Source organism: Mesorhizobium sp. LSJC269B00, from assembly GCF_000502815.1.
Classification (GTDB): Bacteria; Pseudomonadota; Alphaproteobacteria; order Rhizobiales; family Rhizobiaceae; genus Mesorhizobium.
On record NZ_AYVN01000013.1, the window covers coordinates 18,710 to 37,324 of the forward strand.

At 63.3% G+C, this 18,615-nt stretch carries 18 protein-coding genes and 1 pseudogene; 6 read left to right on the forward strand and 13 right to left on the reverse strand.

All coding sequences use genetic code 11. The features are described from left to right. Positions 1-84: 84 nt before the first annotated feature. From X771_RS141340 to X771_RS141330, 3 genes are read right to left on the reverse strand one after another with little or no spacing between them, the layout of a single operon-like run. A complete protein-coding gene (locus X771_RS141340; RefSeq protein ID WP_023683741.1) occupies positions 85-1,002 on the reverse strand; it encodes an NAD(P)-dependent oxidoreductase in 918 nt (305 codons plus the stop codon). After that, entirely contained in the window at positions 999-2,213 is a 1,215-nt protein-coding gene (locus X771_RS141335; protein ID WP_023671997.1) for a mandelate racemase/muconate lactonizing enzyme family protein, read from the reverse strand. The genes X771_RS141340 and X771_RS141335 overlap by 4 nt, the downstream gene beginning before the upstream one ends. Continuing rightward, entirely contained in the window at positions 2,210-3,826 is a 1,617-nt protein-coding gene (locus tag X771_RS141330) for a GMC family oxidoreductase N-terminal domain-containing protein (protein WP_023689703.1), read from the reverse strand. The genes X771_RS141335 and X771_RS141330 overlap by 4 nt, the downstream gene beginning before the upstream one ends. Positions 3,827-4,050: 224 nt before the next feature. Here X771_RS141330 and X771_RS141325 point away from each other — a divergent pair, with 224 nt between their 5' ends. Next, positions 4,051-4,446: an acyl-CoA thioesterase gene (locus X771_RS141325; RefSeq protein ID WP_023671995.1), complete on the forward strand. Its 396-nt coding sequence runs from the start codon at positions 4,051-4,053 to the stop codon at positions 4,444-4,446. Positions 4,447-4,944: 498 nt separating this feature from the next. Here X771_RS141325 and X771_RS141315 read toward each other — a convergent pair whose 3' ends face one another. Continuing rightward, entirely contained in the window at positions 4,945-5,313 is a 369-nt protein-coding gene (locus X771_RS141315) for a helix-turn-helix domain-containing protein (protein ID WP_023689705.1), read from the reverse strand. Between the two features lie 89 nt (positions 5,314-5,402). On the opposite strand from X771_RS141315, the gene X771_RS141310 reads away from it, so the two are divergent. Beyond that, complete coding sequence (locus tag X771_RS141310) at positions 5,403-6,008, forward strand: NADPH-dependent FMN reductase (protein ID WP_023671992.1); 606 nt, start codon at positions 5,403-5,405, stop codon at positions 6,006-6,008. A gap of 165 nt (positions 6,009-6,173) precedes the next feature. Here the strand turns inward: X771_RS141310 and X771_RS141305 are convergent, their stop codons facing one another. Then, positions 6,174-7,469 (reverse strand): glucoamylase family protein, encoded by a 1,296-nt coding sequence (locus tag X771_RS141305; RefSeq protein WP_023689706.1) that lies wholly within the window; start codon positions 7,467-7,469, stop codon positions 6,174-6,176. Between the two features lie 258 nt (positions 7,470-7,727). Here X771_RS141305 and X771_RS141300 point away from each other — a divergent pair, with 258 nt between their 5' ends. Further along, positions 7,728-8,606, forward strand: coding sequence for a DMT family transporter (locus X771_RS141300; protein WP_023701605.1), 879 nt, complete (start codon positions 7,728-7,730; stop codon positions 8,604-8,606). A gap of 28 nt (positions 8,607-8,634) precedes the next feature. On the opposite strand, the gene X771_RS141295 is transcribed toward X771_RS141300, so the two are convergent. Both X771_RS141295 and X771_RS01000000165385 read right to left on the reverse strand, forming a co-directional pair. Beyond that, positions 8,635-9,945, reverse strand: coding sequence for a hemolysin family protein (locus X771_RS141295; protein WP_023689708.1), 1,311 nt, complete (start codon positions 9,943-9,945; stop codon positions 8,635-8,637). Between the two features lie 129 nt (positions 9,946-10,074). Beyond that, positions 10,075-10,672: pseudogene (locus tag X771_RS01000000165385) on the reverse strand (LssY C-terminal domain-containing protein); the annotation flags it as partial. Positions 10,673-10,814: 142 nt separating this feature from the next. Here X771_RS01000000165385 and X771_RS141290 point away from each other — a divergent pair. Continuing rightward, entirely contained in the window at positions 10,815-11,528 is a 714-nt protein-coding gene (locus tag X771_RS141290; RefSeq protein WP_245262751.1) for a gamma-glutamylcyclotransferase, read from the forward strand. Here X771_RS141290 and X771_RS141285 read toward each other — a convergent pair. From X771_RS141285 to X771_RS141275, 3 genes are all read right to left on the reverse strand, one after another. Then, a complete protein-coding gene (locus X771_RS141285; RefSeq protein WP_023689710.1) occupies positions 11,525-12,316 on the reverse strand; it encodes an extensin family protein in 792 nt (263 codons plus the stop codon). The genes X771_RS141290 and X771_RS141285 overlap by 4 nt on opposite strands. A 132-nt stretch (positions 12,317-12,448) precedes the next feature. Next, positions 12,449-13,525 (reverse strand): extensin family protein, encoded by a 1,077-nt coding sequence (locus X771_RS141280; RefSeq protein WP_023689711.1) that lies wholly within the window; start codon positions 13,523-13,525, stop codon positions 12,449-12,451. Positions 13,526-13,723: 198 nt separating this feature from the next. Beyond that, complete coding sequence (locus X771_RS141275) at positions 13,724-14,149, reverse strand: DUF3775 domain-containing protein (RefSeq protein WP_023683751.1); 426 nt, start codon at positions 14,147-14,149, stop codon at positions 13,724-13,726. Positions 14,150-14,375: 226 nt separating this feature from the next. Between X771_RS141275 and X771_RS141270 the strand changes: the two genes are divergently transcribed. Both X771_RS141270 and greA read left to right on the forward strand, forming a co-directional pair. Beyond that, positions 14,376-14,912: a tetratricopeptide repeat protein gene (locus X771_RS141270; protein WP_023689712.1), complete on the forward strand. Its 537-nt coding sequence runs from the start codon at positions 14,376-14,378 to the stop codon at positions 14,910-14,912. A gap of 288 nt (positions 14,913-15,200) precedes the next feature. Beyond that, positions 15,201-15,674, forward strand: coding sequence for a transcription elongation factor GreA (gene greA, locus X771_RS141265; protein WP_023671981.1), 474 nt, complete (start codon positions 15,201-15,203; stop codon positions 15,672-15,674). Positions 15,675-15,698: 24 nt separating this feature from the next. On the opposite strand, the gene waaC is transcribed toward greA, so the two are convergent. From waaC to rfaD, 3 genes are read right to left on the reverse strand one after another with little or no spacing between them, the layout of a single operon-like run. After that, positions 15,699-16,673 (reverse strand): lipopolysaccharide heptosyltransferase I, encoded by a 975-nt coding sequence (gene waaC / locus X771_RS141260; RefSeq protein WP_023689713.1) that lies wholly within the window; start codon positions 16,671-16,673, stop codon positions 15,699-15,701. Beyond that, positions 16,670-17,677, reverse strand: a complete 1,008-nt coding sequence (gene waaF / locus X771_RS141255; RefSeq protein ID WP_023689714.1) for a lipopolysaccharide heptosyltransferase II — start codon at positions 17,675-17,677, stop codon at positions 16,670-16,672. Before waaF ends, waaC begins: the two co-directional genes overlap by 4 nt. Further along, complete coding sequence (rfaD, locus tag X771_RS141250; RefSeq protein ID WP_023689715.1) at positions 17,650-18,600, reverse strand: ADP-glyceromanno-heptose 6-epimerase; 951 nt, start codon at positions 18,598-18,600, stop codon at positions 17,650-17,652. Before rfaD ends, waaF begins: the two co-directional genes overlap by 28 nt. Positions 18,601-18,615: the final 15 nt, after the last annotated feature.

An 18,615-nucleotide genomic window follows, 5' to 3' on the forward strand; every position in this document is an offset into this window, starting at 1 on the left:
GTTGAGGGATTGATTCAGGTGGTTTGAGCGGCGATTCCGGCGAACCGGCCAAGGGCCTGAAATCGCAGGACATATCTACCCGGCTTAGCTTTCCAGCTTGGCTGGGAAACCGGGCGCGCGCAGATCCATGTCGACGGCATCCTCGAGCAGTTTGACGATCTGGGTCGACCAGGCGCCGCCGCCATATTCCTGTTTGCCCATCAGGAAAATCTCACTCACAAGCGGCGCCAGTTGGAGTGGCAGTCTGAACTCCCTGCCCATCGCAAGCGCGAAGCCGAGGTCCTTCAGCGCCAGGTCCATGGTGAAGCCGATGTCGTAGGAGCCGTTGAGAATGAGCTGGCTTTCGGTCTCGTGGACGAAGCTGTTGCCGGAAGAAGCCACGATGGCGTGATAGGATTGCGCGAGGTCGAGGCCACCCTGTTTGGCCAGCATCAGCGCTTCGCCGGCGGCGACGAGATGGATGAAGGCCAGCATGTTGGTGATCACCTTGATCACCGCCGCCGAGCCGACCGGACCCATCAGGAACGACTTTGCGCACATCGCTTCGATGGCCGGACGATGGCGCTCGTAGAGCGCAGCATCGCCGCCGACAAGCGCGGTGATCTTTCCGACCGCGGCCAGATGCACGCCGCCGGTGACCGGGCACTCCAGCGTCTCGATGCCTTTGGCCGCGGCGAGGGCGGCGAGGCGCAGGATCTCGTCGCGGCCGTTGGTCGACATCTCGATCCAGGAGCCGCCCCTGGGCAGACCCTCGAGCAGGCCGCCAGCATTCGCCAGCACCGCTTCGCTGACCTTGGGCGAGGGCAGGCAAGTAATGGCATTGCCGGCCTGTGCCGCCGCTTCGGCCGGGCTGGTCGCAGCCGTGGCGCCGAGCGCCACGAGGCGCTCGACGGCGGCGGGGTCGCGGTCGAAGACGATGACGACAAAACCGTTGCGCAACAGGCTGGCGGCAAGGTTGCCGCCGAGATGGCCAAGGCCGATGAAGGCGTAGCGTTCGCTCACGGCATCAGCGGCGTTTGCATCATCTGCAAATGCAGGTCCTTGCCGGTGTAGGGATGCGCGTCGCAGACCGCTTCGTCCAGCTCGACGCCGAGGCCCGGCTCCTTCGATGGAATGACATTGCCGTCCTGCCATTCGATCTTCTTCTTGAGCAGTGTCGCGTGGAAGCCGTCCCACTGCTTCAGCGATTCCAGGATGAGGAAATTGGGCAGCGTCACCGCCAGCTGGATGTTGGCGGCGCCAACGATCGGCCCACAATAGCAGTGCGGCGCGATCTGGATGTGGTATGCCTCGGCCATGGCGGCGATCTTCTTGGTTTCGAGAATGCCGCCGGAACGGCCAAGGTCCGGTTGCAGGATGGTGGCGGCGCGGTTCTCGATGATTCGGGCGAATTCGAACTTGGTCGTCAACCGCTCGCCGGTGGCGATCGGGATCGACGTGCCTCGCGCCACCTGAGCCATCACTTCGGGCATGTCGGGCGGCACCGGCTCTTCGAACCACAAGGGATCGTAGGGCTCGATGGCGCGTGCCATGCGCAGCGCACCCGACGCTGTGAACTGGCCATGCGTGCCGAACAGAATATCGGCGCGGGTGCCGACGGCTTCGCGGATCGCCTTGACCATGCGGGTGGAGACATCGATGTCGATCAGGCGCGGCTGGTGGCCGTCGAAGGCGGTGTAGGGGCCTGCCGGGTCGAGCTTGACGGCGTTGAACCCCTGCTCGACATATTCGAGCGCGCAGGCGGCCGCCAATTCGGGGTCATTGTAGACGTTCCGGCCGTCCGGCGCGTCCTCCGAATGGACGCTGCCGGTGTGCGGATAGAGATAGGTGTAGGAGCGCAGCGTCTCGTGCACCTGGCCGCCGAGCAGTTTGTAGACCGGCTTGTCGGCTTCCTTGCCGACAATGTCCCAGCAGGCCATTTCCAGCGCCGAGAAACAGCCCATGCCGGTAACGTCGGGGCGCTGGGTAAATCCTGAGGAATAGGCGCGGCGGAAGAAGGTCTCGATGTCATGCGGATCGTGGCCGATCAGGTAACGCTCGGCCATGTCCTCGACCAGCTTCGCCGTTATGTGAGCCGAGAAGGTGGCGTTGTAGGCCTCGCCGTAACCGACGACGCCGCCATCGGTGGTCAGCTTGACGAAGATGAAATACTTGCCGCCGATGCCGGGCGGCGGGTTGCCGACTACCCAGGTCTTGACGTCGGTGATCTTCATTTTTGGTCCTCCAGAACCAGTTCGGCGCCCTTCCATCCGGTCATGACCGAGGCGGCGTTGGTGTTGCCGGTGATGTTGGCGGGAAAGATCGAGGCGTCGATTACGCGCAGACCTTCGAGCCCGTGCACTTTCAGGCGCGGGTCGACGACGGCGGCCCCGGCGTCCGGCCCCATGCGGCAGGTCGAGACCGGGTGATAGACGGTGCCCGAGCGCTTCCTGAAATCCTGGATCAGGTCGGCATCCGACTGGATCGATGGGCCCGGCAAAACCTCCTCAGTGATGATCTCGGCCATGGCGGGCATCGAGGCTATCTTGCGCACGAATTTCACCGCCGCCAGCATCTCGTCGACATCGGCGTTGGTGGAATAGGCGTTGGCGACGATCCTGGGATAGTCCAGCGGATTGCTGGAGCGGATCATGATCTCGCCGCGGCTGGACGGGCGGCAGTTGGAGAGGCCGATGGAAAAGCCCGGCCACGGATCTGGCGTCAGGATCGGCCGCTCGCCGCTCTTCGGAATGACGGTCGAGAAAGCCTGGAAATAGAGCTGCATGTTGGGGCGCGAAAACGCCGGGTCGGTTCGGAAGAAGCCGCCGCCATGGTTCATCGACAGCGACAGCGGGCCGGAGCGGGTGAGGATGTACTGCATGCCGACCAGCAGCTTGCCCCACCAGGGCCGCAGGATTTGGTTGAGCGTCGGCACGTTTCCCTTGAAGGTATAGTTGATGCCGACATGGTCCTGCAGATGCGCGCCGACATTTTCGTTGGCGTGGACGACCGGGATGCCAAGCCCCTGGAGCAGTGACGAGGGGCCGACGCCGGACAGTTGCAAGAGCTGCGGCGAGTTGATCGAGCCGGCGGACAGGATGACTTCGCGGCCGGCCCGCGCCGTCTTGGTCTCGCCGTTCTGCAGATATTCGATGCCGACGGCTCGCTTGCCCTCGAACAGGATTCTGGTCGCCAGCGCATTGGCTTCGACGCGCACATTCGCGCGCTTCATCGCCGGGCGCAGGAATGCGCGCGCGGCCGACATGCGGCGACCATTCCTGGTCGAGATCTGGTAGACGCCGACGCCTTCCTGGGCGGCGCCGTTGAAGTCGGGGTTGAGTGGCAGCCCTGCCTGCTGGCCGGCGGCGAGGTAGCGCCTGGTCAGCGGATGGACGGCGTTCGTGGTGTCGGTGATATGCAGCGGCCCGCCGGTGCCGCGCCATCTGTCGGCGCCGGCCTCATTGTCCTCAAGCGCCTTGAAGCCCGGCAACAGATCGTCATAGCCCCAACCGGGATTTCCGGCATCGCGCCAGTCATCAAAATCCTCGCGCGCGCCACGGATCCAGACCATGGCGTTGATCGAGCTGGAGCCGCCAAGCAGCTTGCCGCGCGGCCAATGGTCGACATTGCCGGCAAGGCCGGGGTCCGGCTCGGGCTTGTAGTTCCAGTTGACCGCGGGGTCGAAGAAAGACTTGCCGTAGCCAAGCGGCATCTGGACATAGAAGCGGCGGTCGCTGCCGCCGGCTTCCAGCACCAGCACGGAGTAACGGCCGGAAGCCGACAGCCTGTCGGCGAGAACCGAGCCGGCTGAGCCGGAGCCGACGATGATGAAGTCATAGGTCTGCATGATTGGTGTTGGCGGCTCCGCAAAACTGGCTGCAGCCTATCCGCGGCAGGCTTCCGAAGTCGCGGTGCCTTCCGGCATGCGTTGTGAAAAATGCGACCGTGAGACGCCTGGCCGGAAAAGCTGCCATGGAACCGACATTGCGCCGGGAGCCTCGCCCGTCGCGTTGACCTCTTGGGTCCATGACGCTAGGGGATCGAGGGCAATCGTTTCAGGGGATCCGGCAGATGGTGCATTACGCGGACGGACGGCCGATCGGCGATCTGACCTTGCGTACGCTCGCCATGCCGGCCGATGCAAATGCGGCCGGCGACATCTTTGGCGGTTGGGTGATGGCGCAGATGGATCTTGCCTGCGGCATCCGTGCGGCCGAGCGGGCCAAGGGTCGCGTGGTGACGGCGGCTGTCAAGGAAATGTCCTTCGCCAAGGCGATGAAGATCGGCGACACGCTGTGCATCTACACCCATGTCGAGCGCGTCGGCCGCACCTCCATGACGCTCAAGGTCGAGGCCTGGGCGCAACGCTACCTCTCCGACCTGATGGAGAAGGTCACCCACGCCGATTTCGTCATGGTGGCGCTGGATAGCGACGGCAAGCCGAAGCCGATTCCAACCGAAAGTTGACATCGTCGATTCTGCCAAGCTTGCGCTTATGTAACATCCCCCGCGCGGGCGATGCGCTGCGCGACATCCAATGGTTGCCTTCACATCCGATTCTGCGGGCGGCGGAGGGAAGACAATGCGTCAACACATGCTGAACGGCTGGCTCGTGGCGGCCCTCGTCGCGGTGATCTGCCTGCTTGGCACGACCGCTTATACCGAGATCAGGAAAGAGCTTCCAAGCGTTGCCTGCACGCAAGACCGGACCGTTGGCAACGAGCGGACTGCCCAGCGGTCTGCAAGGGTAGAGACGTGCGGCGCAGTGTGTTGCAGCAACCCTGCGTCAAAGGCCTGAGGGCCCGTCAGCGGAAGACCTCGTCAGCCTCAAAATGATGATGCGCCGGCGAACGAAACGCTGCAGCTATGTCGATGGCGTGACCAACGATGCAAGGGCGGATCCAGTTAAACCCGGGTACGGGTCGTCGACGGCAAAATCCGTAAACTATTGCTGGGCAACGGTTTTCAGGCGTGCACGCCATCGAATTTTTCACGCGCCGCCTGGACCCGCGAGGTGTTTTTCCGCGCCCATTCGCCGAGCGCGCCGACCGGCACCAGCAGCTCATGGCCGAGCTCCGTCAGCTCATAGTCGACGCGTGGCGGGATGGTCGGGAACACGGTTCGGGTGACGAAGCCGTCGCGCTCAAGACCGCGCAAGGTGGTGGTCAGCATCTTCTGCGAAATGCCGCCGACAGCGGCGCGCAACTCATTGAAACGCAGCGGTCCGCCGCCCAGCTTGCCGACGACCAGAACGGTCCATTTGTCGCCGACGCGCTGCAGGATTTCCGAGACGGCGCGGCAGTCTTCGGTGTTGTGCGGGTGCCTCAGTAACATAACGGTGCCTCCTTGCGCTGCCATTTGTCAGTATCTCATATAGCGCCGGTATCCAAACGATACCAGCTTTTGCATATATGGAGAGCCCCATGTCCAAGCCCAAAATCGCCATCGTCGTCGGTTCGACACGCGCCGCGCGTTTCGCCGATGTGCCCGCCCAGTGGATCGCCAAGATCGCGAAATCTCATGCCGACATCGACGTCGAGACCGTCGACCTGCGCGACTGGCCGCTGCCCTTTTTCGACGAGGTCGCCTCGTCCGCCTGGGCGCCGTCGCAGAACGAAGTTGCCCAGCGCTGGCAAAAGAAGGTCGCCGAATTCGACGGCTTCATCTTCACCGCCGCCGAATACAATCATGGCCCGACGGCCGTGCTGAAGAACGCCATCGATTACGCCGCCAATGAATGGAACAAGAAGCCGGCCGGTTTCGTCGGCTATGGCAGCGTCGGCGGCTCGCGCGCTGTCGAACATTTGCGTCTTGCCGCGGTCGAATTGCAGATGGCGCCGGTCAAATCCGCCGTTCACATTGCCTGGAGCGATTTCCTGGCGGTGCGCCAGGGCGAGAAGAAGCTCGAGGAGATCGAGCATCTGAACCAGGCTGCCACGGCGCTGGTCAACGATGTTGCCTGGTGGGCCCGCGTGCTCAAGGCAGCGCGTCAGGCCGACGCGATTGCCGGCGAAGCCCAGGCGGCCTGAGCCTTATCCTCCCAAGGATCGATGATTTTTCCAAAGGGCGGCGTTTGCGCCGCCCTTTTTCATTCACGTGAAGAGGCGCTCTCGGCTCCCTTGGCCGGATGGTGGAGTCGGACCGGCAAGGTCGCGCTGATGCCTTGACGATCCCGCGCGAAGGATCGCCGCCTGTCACAGCCAACCGCCGGAAAACCCGGCCCGGCGCAGTCCTGTGGTGATGGCCGGCACGCGGCGCATCAATCGCCACAGGAAGTCGGACCGGTAGTTCTCGATCATCAGGGCGATCGGCCCCTGGTTGATGCCGACATGGTCCGGCGATACCCAACCGCAGGCGCGGCCGTCGTCGGCAGCGATCGTCGGGTTGAAGCTCGCGGTGAAGCCGTAAGAGTTGCCGTCGCGCAGGTCCATCTCGTGGAAATGGCGCAGCGCCGGCAGCACGATTTCCGGCGCAAAAGGCAAGGAGGCGATTGCCGCCAATGGCGACAGCGTGCCGTCATCGGGGCCAAACGGTGCGCCGCGGGCGAGATAACCGAAGAAGCGGCGTCCATCGGCTCGCCGCGCGATCGGACCTGGGCCGTCGCTGGCGGTGACGCCCCAGCAATTCTCGCCATAGCCCGCGAACCCCCTCGGATTGCGGATTGCGTAATCGCGCTGCAGATACGTCGCCTGGCGGCTGTTTTCGAAATAGTCCAGGTCGTGATCGCGCATGAAGGCATCGCGGATGTCGCGAAAATCGATCCAGATATGCGAGAACTGGTGGATGAAAAGCGGGCCGGCATAGACCATCTCGCGGCCGTAGATGGTCTTCCATTTGTAAGTGGACAGCCAGGCCGCGTAGCTCTCGGGAGTTAGCGAGTGGGTCGGCGAACCGAGACCCAGGACGTACAGGATCAGCGCCTCGTCAAATCCTTCCCAGCGGTAGCGGAGAAAGCCTTTTCCAGGCCGCCAGCCATGGGTGACGGTGGCGCCGCCGTTCTGCGCCCAGCGCCAGTCGGCACGGCGGTAGAGCGCATCGGCAAGCTGGCGGATTTCCAGTTCGAGCTCATCGTCCTCGTCGAAATAAGCGCCGGCGGCCAGAACACCGGCAAGCAAAAGGGCGGTATCGATCGTGGACAGTTCGCAATTCCAGACGCGGCGGCCGGTCTTCATGTCGAGGAAATGATAGTAGAAACCCCTGTAGCCGGTGGCATCGGGCTCCGGCCCGTGCGGGGCGTTCCAGAAGAAGCGAAGCGTGGCGAGCGTCCGCTCGATTGCGGCATCGCGCGTCATGAAACCACGCTCGACACCGACGGGATAGGACGACAAAGCGAGCCCGACGGCGGCTATGCTGGCAGGCGACGCCTGCGTGTTGCGGTCGGCGACCAGGCCGTTGGCAGGGTTGGCCTCGTTTAGAAAATACTCGAAGGACAGGCGCTGGATATCTTGGAGAAGCTCGTCGTTTAGCGCGTGTTCGTTCGATGCATCCATGACAATCGATATAGAGGCTTTGGCTGCTTTTGCCATTCTTCCAGCGGATCAATCATGGGTGAGGGCAGGCTGGGGCCGATAGCGAAAGGCGCTGCCGACGCACCGAATTCAAATCGAGGGGCTGCGAAGATCGGTTGGACCGCCATATGCACGGCCCTGCCATCTGGCCTGGCCGTCCTCCCCTGATATATCCGGCTGCGATCCATCACATGAGCATGCCCCGTGAAGTCACCCAGCCTGTCAGGCGTCGTTTCCCCCATGACCCCGGTGCTGGTCTGTGCACTTGCGATCTTCCTTCTGTCCGCCATGGATGCGGCGATGAAAATCCTGGTGATCGCCGTCGGTGTCTACAACACGGTGCTGTGGCGAAGCATGCTTGCGAGCGTGGTCGCGGGCACGGCCTGGGCGGCGGGGCCGCGTTCCCTTCCCACGCCTTCCGTGCTGCGGCTACACGCGCTGCGCGCCGTGATCGTGGGCATCGTTCTGCTGTCGTTCTTCTGGGGCCTTGCCAGATTGCCGCTAGCGGATGGGATCGGGCTTAGTTTCGTCGCGCCGCTGTTCGCTCTCCTGCTGGCGGCGCTGCTTTTGGGCGAACGCATACAGCGCCAGGCGATCTGGGCGTCGCTGGCGGGCATCGCCGGCGTCGTCATCATCATGGCCGGACAGTTCGGGCAAGGGAACTATACCGGGGATGCCCTGCTTGGCACGGTGGCGGTGCTCGCATCGACGGTGTTCTACGCCTACAATCTGATCCTCTCGCGGCGGCAGGCGCTGGTAGCCAAACCAGTCGAGATCATGCTGTTCCAGAACCTGTGCGTTGCCGCCGTCCTTCTCCCCGCCGCTCCCTGGCTCGCGGTTGCCCTGCCGGGCAATCTCTGGCTTCCGCTGGCCGGGGTGACGGCGCTGTCGCTCTCCGGGCAGTTCCTGATGAGCTGGTCCTACGCGCGGGCCGAAGCGCAATATCTGATCCCGACGGAGTATTCTGCCTTCATCTGGGCGATCGTGTTTGGCTGGCTGTTCTTCGACGAGGCGGCGACCTGGACCACGCTGGCTGGAGCGGCCCTGATCGTGGCCAGTTGCCTGATCGCCTCGCGCTCCAATCCGAAGCTTGCCGAACCGATCGAAGCCGCGGTCTGAGGGCGCTATTCGCTTTGACGGCAGAGTGTCAACGCACCACTTCGCGATGGCCGCTGGGCAGCCGGGTGGCGATCAGCTTGTCGATACGGCGGCCATCGAGGTCGACGACCTCGAAACGCCAGCCTTGCGCGTCGACGCATTCGCCGGTCGCCGGCAGATGGTGCATGTGCGACAGCACATAACCGGCGACGGTCTCGTAGTCGCGGTTTTCCGGCAGGTCGATACCGAGAACGTCAGCCATCTCGTCGGCTTGCATGTATCCCGCGAGCAGCCATGAGCCGTCCTCGCGCTTGACGGCGTTTTCCTCGTCGCCGGCATCAAGGTCGGCGCGGAAGACGCCGGTGATGGCCTCGAGAATGTCGGCAGGCGTGACGATCCCTTCGAAATGGCCGTATTCGTCATGCACCAGCGCCATCGGCACGTCGGATTCCTTCAGCTTCTGCAGCACATCCAGCGCGTCGGCCTGATCGTAGACGATGGGGGCGGCGCGCACATGCTTGCGCGGATCGAGTGCGCGGCCGGCGAGCAGGGCGGCCAGCACGTCGCGCGTCTGAACAACGCCAACCATGACGTCGACGCCGCCATCGCCGGCCGGCAGGCGCGAATGCTGGGTCTCCATCAAGAGCTTGCGGATGGCACCCTCATCGGACTGCAAATTGATCCAGTCGACCTCGGTGCGCGGCGTCATCACGGCGCGCACGGCGCGATCGCCGAGCCGCATGACGCCGGCGATCATGCGCCGCTCGTCGGATTCGATGGTGCCGTGGTGCTCGGCCTCGGCGACCAGCATCTTGATCTCTTCGTCGGTGACCTTCTCCTCGCTCTCGCCGCGCTGGCCAAGCAGCCACAATATGGCGCGGCCGGAAATGTCGAGCAGGAACACCAGCGGCGCGGAGACGGTGGCTAGGATGGTCATCGCAGGCGCCGCGCGGGCGGCAACACGCTCGGGATCGCGCAGCGCGATCTGCTTGGGCACCAGCTCGCCGACGATCAGCGAGAAATAGGTGATGATGGCGACGACGATCCCGACGCCGAGCGGGTCGGCGATGTTTTCGCGCATGCCGGTCGTGGCCAGGTACACCGACAGCCTGTCGCCCAGCGTGGCGCCGGAGAAGGCGCCCGACAGCACGCCGACCAGAGTGATGCCGATCTGCACTGACGACAGGAATTTGCCGGGATTGGAGCCGAGCGTCAGCGCACGCCCGGCGCCATTGACGCCGCGGTCGATCATCGCCTTGAGCCGCGCCGGGCGCGACGACACGATGGCGAGCTCGGACATCGACAGAAGGCCGTTCACACAGATGAGGACGACCACGGTGGCGATTTCGACGTATAGCATCAGGGCTCAATAGCATTGCGGCGGGCCGCAGGAAAATAGTCCGCGATGATTTTTGGAAAATGACAGTGGTTCAGGGGAATTGCCTGAGCACCCCGACAACAGCCTTGCCGAGATCGGAAGAGCACACGNCGAGATCACCATGCCGGCCGCCGACAGGTCGTGGATCACGAGATCGCGCTCGGCGTCGATGTCAGGGGCGATATGGTGGGTGATGGCGCCGGTATCGTGGCTGAGACCAACGCCCGCGGTCGAAGCTGGCCGAGCCCATCCAGAGCGTTCGGCCGTCGTCGCCGGTCGCATCGCTGCGCTAGAAGCGGACATGATGGCGCCGGTCGGCGCTGCCGCCGACCGGCTTTTCGAAGGCGAGATCCTGGGCGCGGCCTTCGAACAGCAGCCGGCTGACCGGGGCGTCAGGATAGGGATGGTCGAACAGCACGCTCTCACCGATTTCGATCGCGGTCTTTAGCGTCACGCCATCGGCCGTATCCCATCCGGCCATGGCGAAGGCATGGACCATCTCTTTTTCGGTACCGACAAGGCCGATATTGATCGGGTCGCCCGGAATGCCTTGCGGCGTGTGTGTCACCATCTCGAAAGTCTGCGTGCGAAAGCCGCGGTCGCGAACCGTCCAGAATTCCGGCGCAGCGACATAGGCGAGGGCCAGCCAGACCGCCAGAAGAGCGGCGAGCCAGGTCAATGCGCGTCGTTGCAGGCTTCGTCGGCTCATGAAAGCGGCTCGATCCGTGCGGTATCTGTGCCTGACGGACCCTGGAAATCAATGGCCAGCGGCGAGCAGCCGTTCTATCGTCGGCCATCGTTTTTGCGGGGGGTGAGCAGCAATGGATAAGAAGCCGGTGGGTCGCAGCTCGATGGCATTGACCGCGGACCTTGTCGCAAGGGTCGAGCGTGTCGAACCGGATCCGGGTCCCGAGCCCGGAACAACCGAGCATACAGACGCGGAGTTCGATAGTCTTGTCGAGCAACTTCTGTCGGAGCATCGGCCTGAAGCGCTATGGGTCTTTGCCTACGGGTCGCTGATCTGGAACCCCGAATTTGCCCATGTCGAGCAGCGCCCGGCCACGGCGCCAGGATGGCACCGCTCGTTCTGCCTGACGCTGACCCGTTGGCGCGGAACCCGTGATTTGCCGGCGCTGATGCTGGCGCTCGATCGAGGCGGCAGCTGCAACGGCATCGTCTATCGGCTGCCCTCGGAAGACCATGTCGGGCAACTTGGCCAGTTGATGCGCCGCGAGATCGATGCCAATCCGCCGACTAACGTGCCATGCTGGATCAAGGTCAAGACCAAGGATGGGCCGTTGCGGGCCTTGGCTTTCGTCGCCGCGCCAGACGGCAGGGCCTATGCCGGCCGGCTGCCATTGGAGCAGGTTGCCGACACGCTGGCGCGGGCTGCCGGGCATTGGGGCTCGTCGGCTCAATACCTGTTCCGAACCGTCAGCAAGTTGGAAGAAAGCGGTATCCGCGACAGGAACCTTTGGCGCATCCAGGATCTGGTGGCCCAGCAAATCATCGCTTCCACCAGGAACGCCAATCCCGACTCATTTCTGAACGGTGAAACGCCTTAGCGGCAGGCGCGGTAGCCGCTTTTGCGGTTCTTGATGTCGAAATGGAAATGGTTGCGGTGATCGTAATTGTAGCCGGGACCGAGCACGGTGGTGAAATACTGGCAGCCGTCGGCGCGCACATTGTTGAGGAAGCCGCGGGTGCGGAAGGCAAACAGGCCGGGCTTGCGCACGTCGATGTCGTCGCCGTTGTTGAGCTCGATGCTCATGACGTCGAGGGCGTTGCCCTTGCCGTGCTCGGACAGGACACCTTCGCCGGCGATGTTGCGGCAGGAATAGCTCGAGCCCTGGTGGATGGTCTTGACGCCCGAGAAATAGCGCCAGCGGGCGGAGGGAACCAGTTCGTTGCTGGTCCAGGCGGCGAAACTTGCGGCCATGTCGCAGGTCAATGTTGCGGCGGGCTTCATCTGGATGCCGCCGATGGCGGATACCTTGACCGGCCAGTCTATGCCGCACTGTCCCTCATGGATCGGCTGGACATCGGTGTAGACGACGCGAAGGCGCTTCAGCTCGCCACGGCAATCGGTTTCGCTGGCCGGCATCTGCTGCGGCTCCGACTCCGACATCGGCTCGTCCATGCGCGGATAGGCGGCAGTCATATACGGATTGGACGGGACGAGCTTCTGCATGCCTTCATATTGCGGCACGGCCGCGGTCTGCGAGCCGACATCGACGGCCGGCTGCAGCGACAGCACGCTGCCAGTGTTGCAAGCCGAAACGGCGGCCAGCGCAAGACCGGCGGCCAGTATCGCTGCGCTTTTTGCCTTCGCGGCGCGAAATATTGGGGCCATGGGCGGAATCCTGTCCTTGATCGGTGGGATTTTAACGATCAAGGGTAAAGGAAAACTCAGCGTCCCCGTTCATGCCTGCGGCCGAAATGCGGCAGCCAGACCATCACCGGCATGACGATCACTGAAGGGCCATCACTGGCAGAAAGTGCCACCATTCCGGCGCGGTTCGAGATCGAGATGGAAATGCAGGGAATGGTCCGGGTCCGCGCCCGGTCCAAGCACGGTCTTGAACGGTCCGCAGGCGGCCTTGCGCACCGCATTGAGGAATTTGCCGTCCTTCTCGGGCGGCGTTGGACCGACTTCGACCTTTCTGCCATCTGACAACGTGAAGCTGGCAATATCGAGCGCGTTGCCGAAGGCATGTTCCGACAGATGGCGCGTGCCGTTGCGCGGCCGGCAGACAAAGGCCGATGCCTGGTTGATCGATTTCAGGTCGGCTCCGAACTCGGCTTTCGCCGCCGGCTGTATGATTTCGGCGGCAAAGCGGGCTGCAGCCTCGGCCATCGGGCAGTTGAGTTCGGTCGCGGGGCCGATGGCGATGGATTTTCCGAGCGACTTCAGCACCAGGGGATAGGGGATCGAGCAGCCGATGTCGGGATTGCTTTCCGCCTTATGCTCCTCGAATTCGACACCAAGGGCCGTCAGCCGCTCGCGACAGGCGACTTCCGCCGCCGGCATTTTTGCATCGGGCAAATCGGCCGAGCGCGCATCGGGCAGCATCTTCTTGTCGCCGGCATCGGGTTTTTCAGGTGGTTGCGGAGCAACGGCCGGCGGCTGAGCTTCAGGTTCCGAAGTGTCTGGCTTTTGTGTCGGAATCGGCGCCGCGGCCGGCGGCTCGGGCTCGCTTTGCCTATCGGTCGACGGCTTCGGAGCTGACGGTCCGGGCCGCGCCTGCTTTTTAAAACCGGACTTTTCTTCGTTGAATCGATCGTCATTGGACCGGTTGGGCGCGCCAAGAGGGTTCGGACCTTCGGCCTTTTGCTTTTCGATCGGTGCTGCGCCGGTCTTCGGCGCCTCTGAAGGACGCGCCTCGGGCAGCGGGACAACGCGCGAGGGCTGCACCGGAACATCGGCGGGCGAGGGCTTTTTATCCGGGGTCTTTTGTTCCACCTGCTTTGGCGTGATGTGCCGCTTTGGACTGGGCTTCTGGCGGTGCTTGCTGCGCGGCTTAGGATGCGAGTCGACCCGCGGTGAAAACAGCTGCTCCAACCGCTGTGACAGCGGCGTGTAATGCTTCTTGCGCTGTTTGGCGTCGGCTTGCGTCAGCAGGGGCGTCAGCAGCAGAGCCGTGACGACCATGACCAGTGCAACCCTGCATGTTCGGGAAAGTACAACAGACCCCATCGTCCTCAACGGCGCGAGCGCCCGGAGGTTGCCTGCGGCCCATCACGAACGGCAACCACGCCGTTACGCGCCAATCGCTTCCAGCCCTTCTTCCAGCCAGTCGGCCAAAAGCGGCATGCCGAGCAGGTATTTCGCCGTGCGCTTGTTGGCGCGGTCGCGCGCGGCGGCAACCGCATCGGACCATTCCGCAGCGTCATAGTCGCCGCGGCCGACCCAGGCCAGCGCGATCAACTCGGCCGCTTCGTCAACGTTGAGGTCGTTGATCAGCTCGCGCAGCTCTTCCTCGGTGAGGTCTTCCGCGCTTTCCTCCGCCAGACCGTCATGGTGGTGATTGGCATGTGATTCACCATCGAGCTCGACCTCATGCTCGGCACCGTCGGCATAGTCTTCGTTGACGGCAGCACTCAGTCCCTTTGCCTTGAGAATGAACAGGCGCACGGTGTCCGGGCCGATCGATAGCTCCCATTCCCGCTCACGGCGCTGTTGCACTCGGCACCCCCGCTGATCATTTCCCGAATGATAGCGGATTTGCAGCGCGCGTCACGTCATGTTCTGATCCTTGGCTCCCGCCTTTGACCGAATTCAAGTTAGGCATGGCGCACAAATAGTTTCGGCGGCTGCGGGTTTCCGGGATGAAAAGTCTGCATCCCGGCGTTAGCTTTTCATTATCGTCATTTTCCCTCAAGCTTGTCATTATCCCCTCAAGGAGGCTTCGATGCATAAAAGAGTGTTGATCCAGGCGGCTGCGGCGGTTGTCGCGCTGCAGTTCTTTGCGGTTCCGGTGTTTGCGGCCGGCGGCGGTGGCGGTGGTACCGAGACCACCACCCAGTGCAAGAAGGGGCAGGTCTGGGACAAGAAAAAGCAGAAATGCGTCGCGCCGAAGTACGGCATGCTGGACGACGACAACATCTATGATGCTGGTCACGACCTGGCCATGGCCGGGCGTTATGATGAGGCAATCGCCGTGCTCAGCCTTGCCGCCAACAAGCAGGATCCGCGCATCCTCAACTATCTCGGCTATTCGCATCGCCATTCCGGCCGTGTCACCGTCGGCCTCGGCTATTACGAGGAAGCGCTCCGCATCAACCCGGACTACACGCTGGTGCGCGAATATCTCGGCGAGGCCCATCTGCAGATCGGCGATCTGGCCGGCGCTCAGGCGCAACTGGCCGAGATCGAGAAGCGGACGGGCAAGGATTCGCGCGAATACGGCATGCTGGCCGAACAGATCTACCATTTCATGAGAAGCTGACCCCACCCCAACGGCTTCTCTGGGCCGGCTGCGAGCAATCGCAGCCGGTTTTTGTTGTCGCAACTGCAACACGCTGCACATGCCGTGACGGCAATTGCGCAAGTCGGCTCATGATTTTTCAAAAAGCCTGCTTTTTGAGCGTGAAAAACGCGCGAGGATCGCTATATTGGGGAAAATTGCGGTGAAACGGTTCCGTTAGCCCGAGGCTGCCGGACCCGTTTTCTTTTTATACCCATCGACAAGGCTTTCCCCGAAATGCGGGGGTGGCGGCAGGAAAGGTCAGGCATCATGAACAAGGTCCCGATGACAGGCGAGGGGTTCGCGTCATTGAAGGAAGAGCTGCGTTGGCGCCAGCAGGAGGAGCGGCCGCGCATCATCGAGGCGATCTCCGAAGCGCGCTCGCATGGCGACCTGTCCGAAAATGCCGAATATCATGCCGCCAAAGAGGCGCAGAGCCTCAATGAGGGCCGTGTCAACGAACTGGAAGACTATATTGCTCGGGCCGAGGTGATCGACGTCACCAAGCTTAGCGGCGACAAGGTCAAGTTCGGCGCCACGGTGGTGCTGGTCGACGAGGACACCGAGGAAAAGAAGACCTACCAGATTGTCGGCGACCAGGAAGCGGATGTGAAATCGGGCCGTATTTCGATCTCCTCGCCGATCGCGCGCGCGCTGATCGGCAAGGAAGTCGGCGACGCCATCGAGGTCAACGCCCCTGGCGGCGCCAGGGGTTACGAGATCGTCCAGGTGCAGTTCATCTAGCACCTCAGATCCTTCTGAAAGGCTCTAGGCTGGTGCTCGTGATTTGAGCGCCAGCTGCTTCTCAGCTTCCGCCACCACCTTCGCCGGCGTTAGGTGCTCCCCCGATGCGGCCAGCAGCGTTGAGGCATATTGCCCGCGCGGGCCGGTCAAACCCGGCTCGGTCGCCAGGAACACCGCGACCGTCGGCAGGCCGAAGGCGCTGGCGAGGTGGGTCAGACCGGTGTCGGCGCCGATAACCAGCGTCGAGCGGCCAAGGATCGCGGCAATGTCTGCCAGCGGCGATCTCGGCACCACGATCGTTGACGGCACGGCTTTCGCGATTGCCTCGGCGACCGCCTTCTCACGCTCGTTCGACCAGGTGGTGACCGGCGTCATTCCGGTACCAACCAGCAGGCGAGCGGTTTCGATCCAGTCTTCGGCGGGCCATTTCTTGTCTTCGCGGCTGGTGCCGTGCAGCAGGAAGGCCGTCTTGCCGTCGATGCCGGCCAGGTGGCCCGGAGGCGGCACAATCCCGGATGCCAGGGTCGAAAGGTCGGGCTCGTAGCCGAGCGCCAGCCCGAACAGCCGGCGCGTGCGTTCGATGGCGTGCAGGTTGCGCGGCACGGCGTATTTGCGCTGGTAAAACAACGTTGCCGAGGGCTCCCGCGCGCTCGCGCGGTCGAAACCTGCGATTGGTGCCGCTGCCTGTTTCGCCACCAGGGCCGATTTCAGCAGCCCCTGCGCATCGATGACGAGGTCGTACTCGCCTGCTTGCAGAGCGCGGCGCAAGCTTGTCGCCTCCCGCCATGTGCGGGCGTTGAACAGATGCTTGCGCCAGCGCCGGATGGCGACGGTATGGATCTTTGCTATCGCCGGATGCAGCGCGACGATGGCGGCAAAGGCTTCTTCGACGCACCAGTCGAAGGCGATATCGGGGCGCTTGCGGCGTGCATCTTCGACGGCGGGGAAGGTGTGGGTGACGTCGCCCATCGAGGAGGTCTTGACGATCAAAACCTTCATGCGGCGGCCGGGAGTTCCAGCAACCTGTCCGCCGCCGCTGCCACTTGGGCAACGTCCAGCGTCTTCAGGCAGTTGAGGTGGCCGAGCGGGCAGATCTTCCGGTGGCAGGGCGAACAGGACAGATGCAACCAGATCAGTTCGCGCTGTTCAGCCAACGGCGGCGTGTTTTCCGGCGAGGTCGAACCGTAGACGGCAACGACCGGTGTGCCGACGGCGGCCGCGACATGCATCAGCCCGCTGTCGTTGGACACCGCCAGCCTGGCCGCGGCGATCAGGTCGATGGCGTCCTCCAGCCGCGTCTTTCCTGCCAGATCGACGACACCGGGCGCGAGTGCTGCGATCTCGGCGGTGACGTCGCGATCGTTCTTCGAGCCGAACAACGCGACCTCGAATCCTTTCGCCATCATCTCTCCGGCGAGGCCGGCATAGCTTTCGCTAGGCCAGCGTTTGGCCGGACCGAATTCGGCGCCGGGCATCATGGCGACGAATTTTCCCGGCTGCAGGTCGAAGCGGGCGAGCAACTCTTTCTGATTGCCGCCATCGACGGTCAGGTGCGGCGCCCGGAAATGGCCACCCTGGGCAAGACCGAAATAGGCCTGCGCGGTGCGCCGTTTGACGGCATCGGGCAGCGGCACGATGTCGGTCAGCAGGCCGTAGCGCATTTCCCGGAGATTGCCGAAACGGCGCGGAATGCGGGCAAAGAACGGGATCAGCGCCGATTTCCAACTGCCCGGCAGGACGTAGGCCATGTCGTAGCGGCCGCGCAGCAGGCGGCCGAAGCGGCGGCGAATGATGAATTCGAGCGCGCCGGGTTGCAGCGGGAAATCGATCTGCTGGCGAATCTCGGGCATGCGCTTGACCAGCGGGGCCGCCCAGGCCGGGGCCAGCACGTCGATGGCGGCGTTGGGATGGACGTCCTTCAGCGCTGAAAACAGGCACTGCGCCATGACCATATCGCCCACCCAGCGTGGGCCGATCACGAGGATCGTTGGGCTTTCAGCCATTCGACATAGTCTCTGACGCCGGTTTCCACTGTGCGGAATTGCCCGTTATAGCCGGCTGCACGCAAACGGGACATATCAGCCTGGGTAAAACTCTGGTAGCTGCCCTTGAGGTGATCGGGGAATTCAATGAACTCGATCTCGCCCTTGCCCAGCGTATCGATCACGGTCTCGGCAATGGCGCGGAACGGCTGGGCGCGGCCGGTGCCGCAGTTGAAGATGCCGCTCGAGCCGCGCTTCCACAGCCACAGATTGACGTCGGCGACATCGCCGACATGAATGAAGTCGCGGCTTTGTTCGCCGGGGCCGAAGCCGTCATAGGCGCCGAACAGCTTTGGGTTTTCGCCGCGCCCGACCTGATTGAACAGATGGAAGGCGACCGAGGCCATGGCGCCCTTGTGCGCCTCGCGCGGGCCATAGACGTTGAAGTAGCGCAGGCCGGCGACCTGCGAATGATCGGTGTCGAACACGGTGCGCCTGACATAGTCGTCGAATAGTTTCTTCGAATAGGCGTAGACGTTGAGCGGCCGCTCAAGTGCGGGGTCCTCGCGAAACTCCGAACCGCCGCCGTAGACGGAAGCCGAGGAGGCATAGAGGAACGGTATGCGCAGCGAAAGACAGCCATGCAGCAACCGCTTTGAGAAGGCGTAGTTCACGTCCATCATGAACTTGCCGTTCCATTCCGTGGTGGTCGAGCAGGCGCCCTGGTGGAAGACGGCCTCGACGCGGCCTAGGTCGCCGGCTTCCAAGGTGGCCAAGAATTCGTCCTTGTCGAGATAGTCGGCTATCTGCAGATCGGCCAGGTTGGCGATCTTGTGGCCGTCGGTGAGGTCGTCGACGACGAGGATGTCATCATGGCCTTCGGCATTGAGTGCGGCGACGATGTTGGAGCCGATCATGCCGGCCCCGCCCGTGACGATGATCATGAATGCCTCTGGTTG